This is a genomic window from Streptomyces abikoensis, assembly GCF_014648775.1.
In the GTDB taxonomy this organism is placed as follows: Bacteria; Actinomycetota; Actinomycetes; order Streptomycetales; family Streptomycetaceae; genus Streptomyces; species Streptomyces abikoensis.
This window is the reverse complement of sequence record NZ_BMRT01000003.1, coordinates 598297-613870: the sequence shown is the minus strand read 5'-3', so window position 1 is coordinate 613870 and position 15574 is coordinate 598297. Positions and strand designations below refer to the sequence as shown.

General features: G+C 73.4%; 15 protein-coding genes. 7 read left to right on the top strand and 8 right to left on the bottom strand.

The window, feature by feature from the left end; all coding sequences use genetic code 11:
• Positions 1–58: 58 nt before the first annotated feature.
• From IE096_RS13015 to IE096_RS13005, 3 genes are all read right to left on the bottom strand, one after another.
• A complete protein-coding gene (locus tag IE096_RS13015) occupies positions 59–1219 on the bottom strand; it encodes an Mrp/NBP35 family ATP-binding protein (protein ID WP_189451574.1) in 1161 nt (386 codons plus the stop codon).
• 43 nt (positions 1220–1262) lie between these two features.
• Complete coding sequence (locus IE096_RS13010; RefSeq protein ID WP_229820163.1) at positions 1263–1784, bottom strand: DUF1003 domain-containing protein; 522 nt, start codon at positions 1782–1784, stop codon at positions 1263–1265.
• Between the two features lie 89 nt (positions 1785–1873).
• Positions 1874–3160 (bottom strand): magnesium transporter MgtE N-terminal domain-containing protein, encoded by a 1287-nt coding sequence (locus IE096_RS13005; RefSeq protein WP_189451573.1) that lies wholly within the window; start codon positions 3158–3160, stop codon positions 1874–1876.
• Positions 3161–3345: 185 nt separating this feature from the next.
• Here IE096_RS13005 and IE096_RS13000 point away from each other — a divergent pair, with 185 nt between their 5' ends.
• Complete coding sequence (locus IE096_RS13000) at positions 3346–4170, top strand: hypothetical protein (RefSeq protein ID WP_189451572.1); 825 nt, start codon at positions 3346–3348, stop codon at positions 4168–4170.
• A 22-nt stretch (positions 4171–4192) separates the two neighbouring features.
• Here IE096_RS13000 and IE096_RS12995 read toward each other — a convergent pair whose 3' ends face one another.
• On the bottom strand, positions 4193–4693 hold the full coding sequence (locus tag IE096_RS12995) for a hypothetical protein (RefSeq protein WP_189451571.1): 501 nt from the start codon (positions 4691–4693) through the stop codon (positions 4193–4195).
• 35 nt (positions 4694–4728) lie between these two features.
• Here IE096_RS12995 and IE096_RS12990 point away from each other — a divergent pair, with 35 nt between their 5' ends.
• Positions 4729–5715, top strand: coding sequence for a DMT family transporter (locus tag IE096_RS12990; protein ID WP_229820136.1), 987 nt, complete (start codon positions 4729–4731; stop codon positions 5713–5715).
• A gap of 3 nt (positions 5716–5718) precedes the next feature.
• On the opposite strand, the gene IE096_RS12985 is transcribed toward IE096_RS12990, so the two are convergent.
• Positions 5719–6834, bottom strand: coding sequence for a magnesium and cobalt transport protein CorA (locus IE096_RS12985; protein ID WP_189451570.1), 1116 nt, complete (start codon positions 6832–6834; stop codon positions 5719–5721).
• A 497-nt stretch (positions 6835–7331) separates the two neighbouring features.
• Between IE096_RS12985 and IE096_RS12980 the strand changes: the two genes are divergently transcribed.
• The 4 genes from IE096_RS12980 (at position 7332) to IE096_RS12965 (ending at position 10437) form a co-directional block, all read left to right on the top strand.
• On the top strand, positions 7332–7931 hold the full coding sequence (locus IE096_RS12980; protein ID WP_126915894.1) for a suppressor of fused domain protein: 600 nt from the start codon (positions 7332–7334) through the stop codon (positions 7929–7931).
• 108 nt (positions 7932–8039) lie between these two features.
• On the top strand, positions 8040–8681 hold the full coding sequence (locus tag IE096_RS12975; RefSeq protein ID WP_126915895.1) for a DUF6758 family protein: 642 nt from the start codon (positions 8040–8042) through the stop codon (positions 8679–8681).
• An 81-nt stretch (positions 8682–8762) separates the two neighbouring features.
• Complete coding sequence (locus IE096_RS12970; protein WP_189451569.1) at positions 8763–9626, top strand: PHP domain-containing protein; 864 nt, start codon at positions 8763–8765, stop codon at positions 9624–9626.
• Between the two features lie 205 nt (positions 9627–9831).
• Positions 9832–10437, top strand: a complete 606-nt coding sequence (locus IE096_RS12965) for a MarC family protein (RefSeq protein ID WP_189451568.1) — start codon at positions 9832–9834, stop codon at positions 10435–10437.
• A 77-nt stretch (positions 10438–10514) separates the two neighbouring features.
• On the opposite strand, the gene IE096_RS12960 is transcribed toward IE096_RS12965, so the two are convergent.
• A complete protein-coding gene (locus IE096_RS12960; protein WP_164737832.1) occupies positions 10515–10667 on the bottom strand; it encodes a DUF8834 family protein in 153 nt (50 codons plus the stop codon).
• A gap of 234 nt (positions 10668–10901) precedes the next feature.
• Between IE096_RS12960 and IE096_RS12955 the strand changes: the two genes are divergently transcribed.
• The gene (locus IE096_RS12955; RefSeq protein WP_189451567.1) at positions 10902–11681 is read left to right on the top strand and encodes a VOC family protein; all 780 of its coding nucleotides are present in this window, start codon (positions 10902–10904) and stop codon (positions 11679–11681) included.
• Here the strand turns inward: IE096_RS12955 and IE096_RS12950 are convergent.
• Together IE096_RS12950 and IE096_RS12945 are read right to left on the bottom strand one after the other, a co-directional pair.
• Positions 11678–12553, bottom strand: a complete 876-nt coding sequence (locus IE096_RS12950; RefSeq protein WP_189451566.1) for an alpha/beta fold hydrolase — start codon at positions 12551–12553, stop codon at positions 11678–11680. The genes IE096_RS12955 and IE096_RS12950 overlap by 4 nt on opposite strands.
• Before the next feature lie 166 nt (positions 12554–12719).
• Complete coding sequence (locus IE096_RS12945; protein ID WP_189451781.1) at positions 12720–15404, bottom strand: DEAD/DEAH box helicase; 2685 nt, start codon at positions 15402–15404, stop codon at positions 12720–12722.
• Between the last annotated feature and the right edge of the window lie 170 nt (positions 15405–15574).

Sequence of the window (15574 nt, the reverse complement as noted above, 5' to 3'; positions counted from 1 at the left end):
AGACGCGCGGAGGGCGCCCGGCGGAATCCGCCGGGCGCCCTCCGCACACCCGCGAGGGTCAGAACTTGTTGCGCGGCGTGATGCCCAGCGACATGCCCGACAGGCCGCGCTGCCGCCCGCCGAGCTTGCCCGCGATGGCGCGCAGCGCGCTGCCCGCCGGGGAGTCGGGGTCGCTCAGGACCACCGGCTTGCCCTCGTCGCCGCCCTCGCGCAGCCGGACGTCGATCGGGATGGAGCCCAGCACGGGGACGGTCGCGCCCGTGGTGCGGGTGAGGCCGTCGGCGACCTTCTGGCCGCCGCCCGTGCCGAAGACGTCGACCATCTCGTCGCAGTGCGGGCACGGCAGCCCGGACATGTTCTCCACGACGCCGACGATCTTCTGGTGGGTCTGCACGGCGATCGAGCCGGCCCGCTCGGCGACCTCGGCGGCGGCCTGCTGAGGGGTCGTCACCACGAGGATCTCGGCGTTGGGGATCAGCTGGGCCACCGAGATGGCGATGTCGCCCGTGCCCGGCGGCAGGTCGAGGAGGAGGACGTCCAGGTCGCCCCAGAAGACGTCCGCGAGGAACTGCTGGAGGGCGCGGTGGAGCATGGGGCCGCGCCAGACCACCGGGGCGTTGCCCGGGGTGAACATGCCGATCGAGATGACCTTCACACCGTTCGCCGACGGCGGCATGATCATGTTCTCGACCTGGGTGGGACGGCCGTCCGCGCCCAGCATGCGGGGCACCGAGTGGCCGTAGATGTCGGCGTCCACGACACCGACCTTCAGGCCGTCGGCCGCCATGGCGGCGGCCAGGTTGACCGTCACCGAGGACTTGCCGACGCCGCCCTTGCCGGAGGCGACCGCGTAGACGCGGGTCAGCGAGCCGGGCTTGGCGAAGGGCACCTCGCGCTCGGTCTGGCCGCCGCGCAGCGACGACGCGAGCTCACGGCGCTGCTCGTCGCTCATCACGTCCAGCTCGACGGTGACGCCCGTGACGCCCTCGACCCGCGAGACGGCCTCGGTCACCATCGAGGTGATCTTGTCGCGCATGGGGCAGCCGGCGACCGTCAGATAGACCGCCACCGCGACCGTGCCGTCCGCCGCGATCCCCACCGATTTGACCATCCCCAGCTCGGTGATGGGGCGCTGGATCTCGGGGTCGTTGACCGTCGCGAGCGCGGCGCGGATCGCGTCCTCACTCGGCGCGGCGGTGTCGTACGTGTCGGTAGCCATAGCTCCGATGGTACGGCTCGGCACAGGGCCTCGGGAAAGCCTCTCAGCGGTCGCCTTCCTCACTCTCCGCCGGGAATACCCGGCGCTGCTCCAGCTCCCTGACCAGGTCCTGGAATTCCGAGCGGATCCAGTCCCGGGTCGCGACCTCGCCGAGGCCCATGCGCAGCCCGGCGATCTCCCGCGTCAGGTACTCGGTGTCCGCGATGGAGCGCTCGTTCTGCTTGCGGTCCTGCTCCAGGTTGACCCGGTCGCGGTCGTCCTGCCGGTTCTGCGCCAGCAGGATCAGGGGGGCGGCGTACGACGCCTGGAGGGACAGCACGAGGGTCAGGAAGATGAACGGATAGCGGTCGAACCGCAGGTTCCCGGGGACCGAGGTGTTCCACACGACCCACAGGACGATGACGACCGTCATCCAGACGATGAAGCGGCCCGTGCCCAGGAAACGGGCGATCCGCTCCGACATCCGCCCGAAGGCCTCCGGGTCGTACTCCGGCAGCCAGCGGGCGCGCTTCACCCGGGGCAGGTCCAGCCGGGCGCGCTGCGGCGGGTGGGGGTGCGGGTGCACCGCCGCCGACTCGGCCTTGGCCCGGTCGGCGGACCGGTCGGGGCGCAGCGCGGGCGCGGTGGCGCGGGCCCGGTCGCGGTCCCCGGGCCTCACGGCTCACCGCCCTGGAGGTCCATGCCGAACGCGCCGTGGTGGAGCTCGGTCTCCCGCCAGTCGTCCGGCAGCAGGTGGTCGAGGACGTCGTCCACGGTCACCGCGCCCAGCAGCGAGCCGCTCTCGTCCACGACGGGCACGGCGACCATGTTGTACGTCGCCAGGTAGCTGGTGACCGCGCGCAGCGGCATGTCCGGCGGCAGCGGCCGCAGCTCGGTGTCGGTCATCGAGCCGACGAGCGTGAACGGCGGGTCGCGCAGCAGCCGCTGGAAGTGCACGGTGCCCAGGAACTTGCCCGTCGGCGTCTCGTCCGGCGGCCGGCACACGTACACCTGGGCGGCGAGCGCGGGGGACAGGTCGGGGTTGCGCACCCGCGCGAGGGCGTCGGCGACGGTCGCGTCCGGGCGCAGCACGATCGGCTCGGTGGTCATCAGACCGCCCGCCGACAGCTCCTCGTAGGACATCAGCCGCCGCACGTCGGCGGCTTCGTCCGGCCGCATCAGCGTCAGCAGCCGCTCCATCTCCTCCTCCGGCAGCTCGGAGAGCAGGTCGGCCGCGTCGTCGGGGTCCATGGCCTCCAGGACGTCGGCGGCCCGCTCCTCCTTCAGCTTCCCGAGGATCTCGATCTGGTCGTCCTCCGGCAGCTCCTCCAGGACGTCCGCGAGCCGGTCGTCGTCCAGGGCGGCGGCGACCTCGGCGCGCCGCTTGGGGGAGAGGTGGTGGAGCACGTTGGCCAGGTCGGCGGGGCGCAGCCGCTCGAAGGTGGCCAGCAGGTTCTCGGCGCCCTGGCCGTGCTCCTCCAGCGAGAAGCCGGTGACGGCGGACCACTCCACCGTCAGCGTCTCCCCCTTGCGGCGCAGGGCGCCGCCCTTGCCCCGGCGGACGAAGACCTTGTCGATCTCCCAGTCCCGGCGGGCGGGCAACTGGGTGATGGACACGTCGAGGACGGTCACCTCCTCGTCCGTCTCGACGAGCCGCACCCGGCGGTCGAAGAGCTCGCCGAAGACCAGCGTCTCCGTGGGCCGCTGCTCGAACCGCCGCATGTTCACCACGCCCGTGGTGATGACCTGCCCGGACTCCACGCCCGTCACCCGGGTCATCGGCAGGAAGATCCGCCGCCGGCTGACCACCTCCACGACCAGCCCCAGCACCCGGGGCGGCCGCTTGCCCACGCGCAGCATCGCCACGACGTCGCGGACCCGGCCCACCTGGTCCCCGTTGGGGTCGAAGACGGCCACGCCCGAGATGTGCGAGACGAACACCCGGGGGGCGCCTGCTGCCATGGCCGCGTACCTCCTCCCACGCCGGGTGGTGTCCGATTCAGGCTAGCGTGACCGGCTTCGCCGGGCGCGGGAGAGACCGCCGTACGGAGCCGCTGCGGATCCTGTACGGACTCCCCGCTTCCGCCCGTCGGCGGCCCGGGTACGCTGCGCCGTAGCCCACCGGTGACCGGAGGACAGGAGCAGAGGTGCGAACGCGGAACACGGCTCTCGTGGGAGCCCTGTGCGTCGGCCTGTCGGCCGTGCTCACGGCCTGCGGCGGCGGAGCCGAGGACCCGGACGCGGGGACCAACGGCGTCGGCAAACTCGAACCCGCCGCCATCCAGGACAAGGCCCGCGCCGCCGCGCGCGGCGCCGATGCCGTCCACCTGTCCGGCAACGTCGTCAGCCAGGGCCGTACCTACCGCATCGACATGCGGCTGAAGAAGAACGGCGGCACGGGCCGGGTGTCCTCCTCCGCCGCCAGCTCCTTCGAGCTGCTGCGCGTGGGCGACGACCTCTACCTCAAGGCGCCCGCCGGGTTCTGGGCCAAGGGAGCCACGCCCGCGCCCTCGAAGGCCCCCGCCGCCGGCGCCACGGCCCCGGCCAAGCCGGACGCGGCGGCCGCCGCCGGCAAGCTCGACGACAAGTACGTCAAGGTGCCGGGCGACGACCCCGCCTACCAGCAGTTCCGGGGCTTCACCGACAAGGACGTCCTCCTCGACGGCCTGCTCGCCCTCCACGGCACCCTCGCCCGGGGCGACCACGGCACGGTCGGCGGCGTCCGCACCATCCGCGTCGCGGGCGCCAAGGGCGGCGGCGGCACGATGGACGTCTCCCTCACCGGCACCCCGTATCCCGTGCGGGTACAGCGCGCGGGCGGCGCGGGCCAGCTGGAGCTGGACGGCTGGGGCAAGGACTTCGCCCTCGCCGTCCCCGACAAGAACCAGACCGTCGACTACGGCAAACAGCTGCGCATCCCCTCGGGCGGCACCCTCCCGTCGTCCGGGGCGGGCGCCGACCCGAGCAAGTGACCGGCGGAGCGCCTAGCGGCGCCTAGCGGCGCCCCCGGCGCAGCAGCCGCGGCAGCGCCGCCGGCATGGGCTCGCGCGTCGTCGCCGGCGTCGCCAGCGGAACCGCCACCAGGGAACCGTCCGGCAGCTCCGCGGTGGCCCCGGACGGCGTCAGCCGCAGCACCCGGCACTCCTCCGCCCAGCGGTCCTCCAGCCGCTCCGCGTCGGGCGCGTTGAGCCGCTTGCCCTTCAGCTCGGCGACGGCCGCCGCCCACTCCTCCCCGCGCGCCGGGAGCTCGCTCACCGACGCCGTCCAGGAGACCAGCCGACCGCCCTTGTCCTTGCTGCGCACGGTCACCGTGGCCGTCGCGCCCTCGGCGAGCCCCAGCTCGTCCACGGGCTGCTCGCCCGGGCCGCCCACCAGGTGCGCGGCACCCTCGTGCCAGACGTGCCACAGCGCCCGGCTGGGCCCGGCCGGACCCTTCACCCAGATGAGGCCGGACTTCTTCGTGGCCTCTTCGATCAGCGCCTGCGTCATCGTCATGCGCCCTACCTTACGCACGCGCCTAGGCTGGGTCCGTGAGTGCTGCCCGCGCGCGACGAGACGCGATACCGACGCCCAGGACGACCACCGGACCGGCGAGCCCGGAGGAGGCTCCCGGCGTATCCGGCGCCCCGGGGGCGTCCGTCCGTACGGAACTCCTCCTCCTCGCCGTCGCCATCGCCGGCGTCTCCCTTTCCGCGCCGCTGATCGCGGCCACCGCCGCGCCCGCCCTGGCCATCGCCTTCTGGCGCAACGCCATGGCCGTCGGCGCGCTCACCCCCGTCGTCCTGCTCCGCCCCCGCCACCGCGCCGAGCTGCGCGGCATCGGCCGGCGGACGGCACTGCTGGCCGTCGCCGCCGGGGCGCTGCTCGCCGTCCACTTCGGGGTCTGGCTGCCCAGCCTCCAGATGACCTCCGTCGCCTCGTCCACGGCGCTGGTCACCACCACGCCCATCTGGACCACCCTGCTGCTGCGGCTGCGCGGTCACCGTCCGCCCGCGCTGGTCTGGGCCGGCACCGCGCTGGCCTTCCTCGGCGTGCTGACGCTCACGGGCGTCGACCTGTCCCTCTCCCCGCGCGCCCTCGCCGGGGACGGCCTCGCGCTCGCGGGCGGCGTCGCTGCCGCCGGGTACGTCCTGCTGGGCGCGGAGGTGCGCCGGACGGTGGGCACGGTCGCCTACACCTACATCTGCTACACGACCACGACCGTGCTGCTGCTCGGCGCGTGCCTGTGCGGGGGAGTGTCCCTCGGCGGCTACAGCGGGGAGACCTGGCTGAAGCTGGCGGTGCTCACGATCGCGGCCCAGCTGCTCGGCCACTCGCTGATCAACAGGGTGGTCAAGGGCCTGGGCCCGTCCGTCACGTCCACGGCGATCCTGCTGGAGACGCCGGGGGCCGCGCTGATCGCGGCGCTGTGGCTGGGGCAGGAGCCGCCCGTCGTGGCGTATCCGGCGCTGGCCGTGATCATGGCGGGCCTGGCGCTGGTCATCATGGGCGGCAGAAGGGACAAGGCCCAGGCGTAAGCCCTAAAGCCAGCCGTTCCGCTTGAAGCCGCGGTGGATGGCGTAGCAGATCACGACGGTGACCACCATGACCGTGGGGTAGCCGTACTTCCACTGCAGCTCCGGCATGTACTTGAAGTTCATGCCGTACACGCCCGCGATCATCGTCGGCACGGCGAAGATCGCCGCCCAGGACGTGATCTTGCGCATGTCCTCGTTCTGGGCCACGGACGCCTGCGCGAGGTTGGCCTGGAGGATGGAGTTCAGCAGGTCGTCGAAGGAGACCACCTGCTCGTGGACGCGCGCCAGGTGGTCGGCGACGTCACGGAAGTACTTCTGGATGTCCGGGTCGACCAGCCGCATCGGCCGCTCGCTGAGCAGCTGCATCGGCCGCATCAGCGGGGTGACCGCGCGCTTGAACTCCAGCACCTCGCGCTTGAGCTGGTAGATGCGGCCCGCGTCGCCGCCCCGCCGGCTGCCCTTGCTGGGCTCGGAGAAGACGTCGATCTCCACCTCGTCGATGTCGTCCTGCACGGCGTCGGCCACGGCTATGTAGCCGTCGACCACCTGGTCGGCGATGGCGTGCAGCACGGCCGAGGGGCCCTTGGCGAGCAGCTGGTCGTCCTCCTCCAGCCGGTGGCGCAGGGCGCGCAGCGAGCCCTGGCCGCCGTGCCGGACGGTGATGATGAAGTCCGGGCCCGTGAAGCACATCACCTCGCCGGTCTCCACCACCTCGCTGGTGGCGGTGAGTTCGGCGTGCTCCACGTAGTGGATGGTCTTGAAGACGGTGAAGAGCGTGTCGTCGTAGCGCTCCAGCTTGGGCCGCTGGTGGGCGTGGACCGCGTCCTCCACGGCCAGCGGGTGGAGCCCGAACTCGCGGGCTATCCCCGCGAACTCCGCCTCCGTGGGCTCGTGCAGCCCGATCCACGCGAACCCGCCGGAGCTCCGCACCCGGCGCAGCGCCTCGGCGGGACTGATGAGTTCGCTGACCCGCTTGCCGTCGCGATAGACGGCGCTGTCCACGACGGCGCTGCTGACCGAGGCGTCACGGGTGGTGCCGTAGCCGCCACCGCCGCTCTTGTCGGGCACCCGGCGCAGGGCGGGGCGGACTACGGCACGCAGGTCACGGATCATCGACATGGCTGGCTCCTTCACGGGCCGGCCGCCGGCCACGACGCGGGCGCAACGCTGCCTGGAAGGAGGACGTGGCCGGGCGCCCTGGGCGCAGGGGAGCACGTCCGCAAATCAGGTGGCGCTTCGCGCGGTGCGTGCGACCGGCGACAGTTCGCGGAGAGTTCGCAGAGGACTGCGGAGAACACGGAACAAAGCGAGGGCAGGCGCTCTTCCGTCAAGTGCCGCGGGCGTGAAGGGGCTTCCGGGATTCGATCCGGCGAGGAGGGCCGGTCACGGAAGGCCTCGGGTCACGGGGTGACGTGCGTCCGGGGCGAGGAGACGGGAGAACTGTCGGTACTGCACGGTCGACTAGGATCCACCGCAGCCCCACCTCCTCCGGCCGGTCCCCGCGTAAGGGACGATCGTCACGCCTGGACCAGAGGCCGAGGCGAGTCAAGGCTAGCAGTCGCCCGACACGTCAAGGCCCCGCTTTGCCTGTTCGATACGCGTTCTATGCTCACTGCATGTCAGACGTTCTCGCACTGGTCGAGGCCCGGCTGCTGACGGCCCTCGGTGAACCCGACGCGCGCGCCGCGATCACTTTCCTGGGCACCGACCGGATCGAGGTCCTCCGGTTCGCTGCCTCCGACGACGCCGGGGACATCGTCCGCTACGCCACCCTCGGCATGTCCGCCCACCCCATGACCGACCCCACGGCCTCCCTCGCCGACCCCCTGCGCGGCCCCCGCGCCGAGCTGGTCCTCTCCGTGCGCGCCGGCCGCGCCGACACGGACAAGGTGCTCCGCCCGCTCGCCGTCCTCGCCGCGTCGCCGCAGGTGGAAGGGCTCGTGGTGGCACCCGGCGCCTCCTTGGACACTGGCGAGCCGCTCTGGCCCGGGGCGCCCTTCACCTCCGTGCTCGTCGCCGAGTCCGGTGGCCTCGTCGAGGACCTGGAGCTCGACGCCCCGCTGGACCCCGTCCGCTTCCTCCCCCTGCTGCCGATGACGCCCAACGAGGCCGCGTGGAAGCGCGTCCAGGGCGCCGCCGCCCTGGAGGAACGGTGGCTGCGGCACGGCACCGATCTGCGCGACCCGCTGCGCGCCGGGGTGCCGCTCGGCGACTGACGGCGGCCGGCCCGCCGGACGCCGGTGTCCCGAAGGGTGGGAACGCCCCGACTCCGGACGGGTGATCGTCCTTGACGCGGGGGCGCCCTGGTAGGACCGTTGGAGGCTATGAGGGGCGAACCCAGTTGCCCGAAGTGCGGTGGCCGGGTGCGCGCGCCCGGTCTCTTCGCCGACTCGTGGCAGTGCGCCGTGCACGGCACCGTGCACCCTCTGCAGCCGGTCGTCCCGCCCAGCGTCGAGGCACTGGGCGTCGCGGTGGGGCGCGCCCGGGTGCCGGTCTGGATGCCCTGGCCCCTGCCCGTCGGCTGGCTCTTCACCGGTGTGGCCTGCGCGGGCGACGACCGCTCCGGCGCGCGGGCGACCGCCGTCGCCTGCTCCGGGCCCAGCCCGCTGGGCGGCCCCGGCGAGCTGCTGCTCGTCGCCGAGGAACTCGGCGTCGGCCTCGGCGCCCGCTACGCCGGCGTCGACGGCCCCGACCCCGGCCCGTACCTCCGCGTCGACCTCTCGCCGCACGCCAAGGTCCACGCGGCGGGGCGGCCCACGCCGCTCTGGCATGTCGAGGGCGCCCCCGGCGACCGGGCGGTCTTCGCGGGCGAGGCGCGGGGGCTGTGGCTCTGGGCGATCGTGTGGCCCGAGCGGTCGGGGCTGCTGATGTACGACGAGCTCGTGCTGACGGATCTGCGGGACGCCGGGGCGGAGGTCGACCTCCTGCCGTGCGGGGCGCTGTCGCCGCGGATCCTCTCGCCCTGAACCGGCGCTCCGCACCACGCCTCCCACGACCGTTATCCTGAATCGGTCCTGTCGTGTTCCGGTGCTGTTGGGAGTCGTGTCGTGCGCATCGATCTGCACACCCACTCCACGGCCTCGGACGGTACGGACACCCCCGCCGAGCTGGTCCGCAACGCGGCCGCCGCCGGGCTGGACGTCGTCGCGCTGACCGACCACGACGGGGTCGGCGGCCACGCCGAGGCCATCGCGGCCCTCCCCGCCGGGCTCACCCTCGTCACCGGCGCCGAGCTCTCCTGCCGCTTCGACGGGCCCGACGGCTTCAGCGTCCACATGCTGGCCTACCTCTTCGACCCCCACGAGCCGGAGCTCGCCCGCGAGCGCGAGCTCGTGCGCGACGACCGCGAGCCGCGCGCCCGCGCCATGGTCGCCAAGCTCAATGAGCTCGGCGTGCCCGTCGCCTGGGAGCGCGTCGCCCGCATCGCCGGCGACGGGGCCGTCGGCCGCCCGCACGTGGCCACGGCCATGATCGAGCTCGGCGTGATCGACAGCGTCTCCGACGCCTTCACCTCCGAGTGGCTCGCCGGTGACGGCCGGGCCTTCGTCGCGAAGCACGAGCTCGACCCCTTCGACGCCATCCGCCTGGTCAAGGCGGCCGGCGGCGTCACCGTGCTCGCCCACCCCCTCGCCCTCAAGCGCGGCCGCTGCGTCGACGAACAGGGCATAGCCGAGCTGGCCGCCGCCGGCCTGGACGGCATCGAGGTGGACCACATGGACCACGACGCCGCCACCCGCGCCCGGCTCCGCGGCCTCGCCGCCGACCTGGGCCTGCTGCCCACCGGCTCCAGCGACTACCACGGCAGCCGCAAGAGCTGCCGCCTCGGCGAGTTCACCACCGACCCGGAGATCTACGGGGAGATCACGCGCCGTGCGACGGGCGCGTTCCCCGTCCCGGGCGCCGGCGGCTGACCACTTAGCGCTCCGGTCCCGGCCGTCCGTCCACGGACGTCCACGGGCGGGCGAGCGCGCCCGTACGTCCCTTCCCCCGCCCCGCGTCGACGCGTACGCGGCGATCGTCCGAGGCGTACGAGCCGTTCGCGCACGCCCTCCCCGCCCCGGGCCCCTCGTACCTCCCCCCACCGCTCCTGCTCGCTCCGCAATCGCAAGGCCTCACGTGTTCGACATCGCTGTCTTCGGCTCCCTCTTCCTCACCCTGTTCGTGATCATGGACCCGCCCGGGATCACGCCGATCTTCCTCGCCCTCACCGCGGGCCGCCCGGCCAAGGTCCAGCGGCGCATGGCCTGGCAGGCGGCGACGGTCGCCTTCGGGGTGATCGCCCTCTTCGGCATCTGCGGCCGGCAGATCCTCGACTACCTCCACATCACCACCCCCGCCCTGATGATCGCGGGCGGACTGCTCCTGCTGCTGGTCGCGCTGGACCTCCTCACGGGCAAGTCGGAGGAGCCCAAGCAGACCAAGGACGTCAACGTCGCGCTCGTGCCGCTGGGCATGCCGCTGCTGGCGGGCCCCGGTGCGATCGTCTCGGTGATCCTCGCGGTGCAGCGCGCCGACTCGGTCGCCTCGCAGGTCTCGGTGTGGTGCGCCATCGCGGCGATCCACGTCGTGCTGTGGGTGGTGATGCGGAACTCGCTCCACATCATCCGTGTGATCAAGGACGGCGGTGTGGTCCTGGTGACCCGGCTCGCCGGCATGATGCTCTCGGCGCTGGCCGTCCAGCAGATCATCAACGGCATCACCCAGGTGATCCAGCACCACTGACGTGCTTCCGCACACATGCGGAACGCCCCCGTACGGTCGTCGTACGGGGGCGTTCGGCTTTCCGGAGCGCGTCGGCGCTACCGGACCGAGGAGTCGGCCGGGCGGATGTATATGCGTTGGCCGATGGAAGCGGCCTGCTGCACGATCCGGTTGACGGAGGCGGCGTCCACGACGGTGCTGTCGACGGCGGTGCCGTCGACGTCGTCCAGGCGCATGATTTCGAAGCGCAAGGCTTCTCCCTTCGTCTGATCCTCCTGCGGAGAACGGTGAACAGTGACGCGCGCGGCGACATTGCGGCGCGCGTTCCAAGAGTGTCCAACGAGTTTACCCCTCGAAACATTCCCTACGCTAAAGAAATTTTTAACGTGGCTAATGAGTGGGGTCGGCCGCGCGTGCCGGAGTGCGTTCGGGGGGAGCGAGTGGAACCCTGGAGACTCCCGGACACGGAAACGAGGCGATCGGCGATGGCGGCCACGGAGGGTGCCGGGCTGGGACAGCCCTGCTGGGTGAGCCTGCTGACCGCCGACCTCAAGGCGTCGCAGGACTTCTACGCGGCCGTGCTGGGCTGGACGTTCCGGGCCGGGTCGTTCGGCGAGGGCTTCTCCGTCGCCATCTCCGACGGCAAGCCCGTCGCCGGGCTGAGCGACGCCGCCAGCAGCCTGGGCGTGGCCGTCTCCTGGACCTCGTACTTCGCCGTCGACGACGCCGACATGGTGGCCGCCCGGGTCCGGGAGCGCGGCGGCACGGTCGCGGTGGGCCCCCTCGCGGTCGGCCGCGGCCGGGTCGTCCTGGCGGCGGACCCGATGGGCGCCGTCTTCGGCTTCTGGGAGGGCGAGAACCTCCCCGGCTGGCGGATCGGCTCCGGCTCCGCGCCCGCCTGGCTGGAGCTCCGCACCCGCGACGCCTTCGCGGCCGCCATGTTCTACGGCGAGATCTTCGACTGGGCGATGGACCGCCCCGGCCGCTGCGAGGTCCGCTACGAGGACGACGCCGTGACCGTCCGCGCGGGCGGCCGCACCGTGGCCTCCCTGCGCGGCGGGGCCGTCGAGGCCGACCCCGACCCGCGCATCCGCCCCCGCTGGCACGTGTACTTCTGCGTGGACGACGTCGAGAAGGCCGTGGAGGCCGCCCTCGCCGAGGGCGGCGCGGTCGTCGCCGAGCCGTCCCGCTCACGGGTGGGCCGCGAGGCGACGCTGCGGGACCCCGAAGGGGGCCTCTTCACGGTCACGCAGAAGGCGGGCTAAGCGGCGTCGTTCGGGGCCGCGTCGTTCCAGAAGCGGACGAGCGCGTCCGCCGTGGCGGCGGGCCGCTCGGCGTTGGGGGAGTGGCCCGCGCCCCGGATCACCGTACGGACCGCCGACAGCTTCTCGGCCATCGCGTCGATCTCCGGCACCGGCCAGGCGTAGTCCAGCTCCCCGGACACCACGTGCTTGGCCAGCGGCACCCGCGCCAGCTCGGCGGTACGGTCCGGCTCGACCGTCAACTGCACGCCGGTGGCCATCAGTTGCTCGGGAACCGTGAGCAGCCAGCGCTGGTGGAGGAAATCCGTCAGCTCGGCGGGGGTGTCGAGGGCCGCCGCGGCCTCCGCCCCCTCGCGCTGCATCTCCCGCCAGACGCTCTCCATGTCCAGCAGGCCGAGGGCCTGGACGAGCAGCCGCGTACGGGCCTGCTGCGAGGCGGAGATCGCCCCGGGGCCGCTGCTCATGACGGTCAGCGAGCGGAAGGGCGACGCGTCCGCGAGGACGGCGGCGCGGGTGATCAGGCCGCCGAGCGAGTGCCCGAGCAGATGCACGTCGCCGCCGAGCGCGGCCGCCTGCGCGAGGACGTCGCGGGCCAACTCGTCCTGCGTGTACGCGGCCTGGTCGCGCGGGCCCGGGCTCTCGTGCTGTCCCCGCCCGTCCACGGCGACGGCCCGGAACCCGGCCGCGGCGAGCGGTTCGAGCAGCGCGATGAAGTCCTCCTTGCTGCCGGTGAACCCGGGCACGAGGAGGGCGGTGCCACGGGCGCGGGTCGCGGGGGCCGGGCGGGCGTCGTGCACGGCGAACTCCCCGCGGGCGGTGGTGAGGAGGTAAGCCTCGGCGCACGGCGGGAGGGCGAGGAAGGGGGGCCGGCTCATGGCACGAGGCTAGCGCGGGGGGTGGGCGGGGCCCTTTCCGGGTGCCGGGGCTGTTTGCGGGGGCTTCGCCCCCGGGCCCCTTCGTGCCGAAACACGAGCGCCGGGGCGGGCTGGGATCAGCCCGCCCCGGCGCTCGGGGGCGACGCGCGTCAGCGCGGACCTGCTATCAGGCGTCGGCCTTCGGGGCCGCTGCCTTCCGGGTGCGCTTGGGCTTGGCCTCGGCGACGTCGGCCGTCGCTTCGGCAGCCTTCTTCGCGGTGGCGCGGGTCCGCTTGGGGGCGGTTTCCGCTGCCTCGGCAGTGTCGGCGACCTTCTTGGCCGCGGCGCGGGTGCGCTTGGGCTTGGCCTCCGTCGCGTCCACGACGGCCTCGGCGGCCGTCTTCGCCGCCGCACGCTTGCGCGCCGGCTTGGTCGCCGCGACCTCGGCCGTGTCGACGGCCTCGGCGACGGCGACGGCCTTCTTGGCGGTCGCGCGGGTGCGCTTCGGCTTGGCCTCGGCCGCGTCGGCGGGGGCCTTGGCCGCCGTGGCGCGCGTGCGCTTCGGCTTCGCCTCGGCGGCCTCGGCGGTGTCGACGACGGCTTCGGCAGCCTTCGCCGCCGTGGCGCGGGTGCGCTTCGGCTTGGCCTCCACCGCTTCGGCGGTGTCGACAGCGGCTTCGGCAGCCTTCTTCGCGGTCGTGCGGGTCCGCTTGGGGGCGGTTTCCGCTGCCTCGGGGGCGGCCTCGGCGACGGCCTTCTTGGCCGTGGCGCGGGTGCGTCGGGGCTTCGTCTCGGTCGCCTCGACGGCGTCCGCGACGACCTCGGCGGCCTCGACGGTCGCCTCGGCCTTCTTCGCCGTCGCGCGGGTGCGCTTGGGCTTGGTCTCCGCGACCTCGGCGGCGCGCTTCGGCGCGGTCTCCACCGCCTCGACGGCGTCCACGGCGGCCTCGGCGGCCTTCTTCGCCGTCGCACGCTTGCGCGCCGGCTTGGGCTCGGCCACCACTTCTGCCGTCCGGACGGCCTCGACGGTCTCGACGACCTCGGCGGTCTCGACCGCGGCGACGGCCTTCTTGGCCATGCGCGTACGGGTACGGGCGCGCTTCGGCTTGGCCTCGGTGGTGTCCACCGGCGCCACCGTCTCCACGGCCTCCGCCACGCGGGCGGCCGGGACGGCCAGGGCCGCCGCGGCGCTCTCCACGGTCTGGAAGTCGAGGCCGTCGTTCACCGGGGCGACGACCGGCCGCACGCGGCGACGCGGACGGGCCGGAGCCTTGGGCTCCGCCGGGGCGGCAGCCGGCGCGGCGGCCGGGGCCGGCGCGGCGGTCACGGCGGCGGGCGCCGCGGCGACGGGCGTACCCGCACCGCCACCCGCACTGCCACGCGTGCGGCGACGGCGACGCGGACGCGCCGGGGTCTCCGGGGCACCGGAAACAGCGGTGGACGCACCCGACACGGCCTCGGTCGCCGCGGCCGGCTCCGCCGGAGCCACGGGCGCGACGGGCGTCACGGCCGCCGGAGCGTCCGCGCCGAGCGTCGCTCCGCCCCGCGTGCGGCGCCGCTGGCGCGGCGTACGCGTACGGGCCGGACGCTCCTCCTCCACGCGATCGCGGTCACGGCCACCGTCGCGGCCGCCGTCACGGCCACGACGGCCGCCGTCACGCCCGCGGCCACGGCCGCCGCCCACCTCGCCGAGGTCCTCGATCTCCTCGGCCGCGAGGCCGGCGAGGGTGCGCTCGGAGCGGGGCAGGATGCCCTTGGTGCCGGCGGGGATGCCCAGCGCCTCGTACAGGTGCGGGGACGTGGAGTACGTCTCCTCCGGCTCGTCGAACGACAGCTCCAGCGCCTTGTTGATCAGCTTCCAGCGCGGGATGTCGTCCCAGTCGACCAGCGTGACGGCCGTACCCGACTTGCCCGCGCGGCCGGTGCGGCCGATGCGGTGGAGGTAGGTCTTCTCGTCCTCGGGGGTCTGGTAGTTGATCACGTGCGTGACGTCGTCGACGTCGATGCCGCGCGCGGCGACGTCGGTGCAGACCAGGACGTCGACCTTGCCGTTGCGGAAGGCGCGCAGCGCCTGCTCGCGGGCGCCCTGGCCGAGGTCGCCGTGGACGGCGCCGGCGGCGAAACCGCGCCGGGTGAGCTGCTCGGAGATGTCGGCGGCCGTCCGCTTCGTACGGCAGAAGATCATCGCGCGGTTGCGGCCCTCCGCCTGCAGGATGCGGGCGACCATCTCCGGCTTGTCCATGTTGTGGGCGCGGAAGATGTGCTGCGCGATGTTGGCGTGCGTCTGGCCCTCGTCGTCCGGCGAGGTGGCGCGGATGTGCGTGGGCTGCGACATGTAGCGGCGCGCGAGCGAGATGACCGCGCCGGGCATGGTCGCGGAGAAGAGCATCGTCTGGCGCTTGGCCGGGAGCATCGTGATGATGCGCTCGACGTCGGGCAGGAAGCCCAGGTCCAGCATCTCGTCGGCCTCGTCGAGGACGAGCGCCTTGACGTGGGCGAGGTTCAGCTTCTTCTGGCCGGCGAGGTCGAGCAGTCGGCCGGGGGTGCCGACGATGACGTCGACGCCCTTCTTGAGGGCCTCGACCTGGGGCTCGTAGGCGCGGCCGCCGTAGATCGCCTGGACGCGGACGTTGCGGACCTTGCCGGCGGTGAGGAGGTCGTTGGTGACCTGCTGGCACAGCTCACGGGTGGGGACCACGATGAGCGCCTGCGGGGCGTCGGTCAGCTGCTCGGGCTTCGCCCGGCCGGCCTCCACGTCGGCGGGGACGACGACGCGCTCCAGCAGGGGAAGGCCGAAGCCCAGGGTCTTGCCGGTGCCGGTCTTGGCCTGGCCGATGACGTCGGAGCCGGAGAGGGCGACCGGAAGCGTCATCTCCTGGATGGGGAACGGATTCACGATGCCGACGGCCTCGAGGGCCTCGGCGGTTTCGGACAGAATCCCAAGATCGCGGAAAGTGGACAGAGTCTTGCCTCTTCTGTGAGACGCGGCGCGAGGCGGCGAAGGGGGTCGTACGTGAGGGACGTACGGACCGCGCCGGGGTA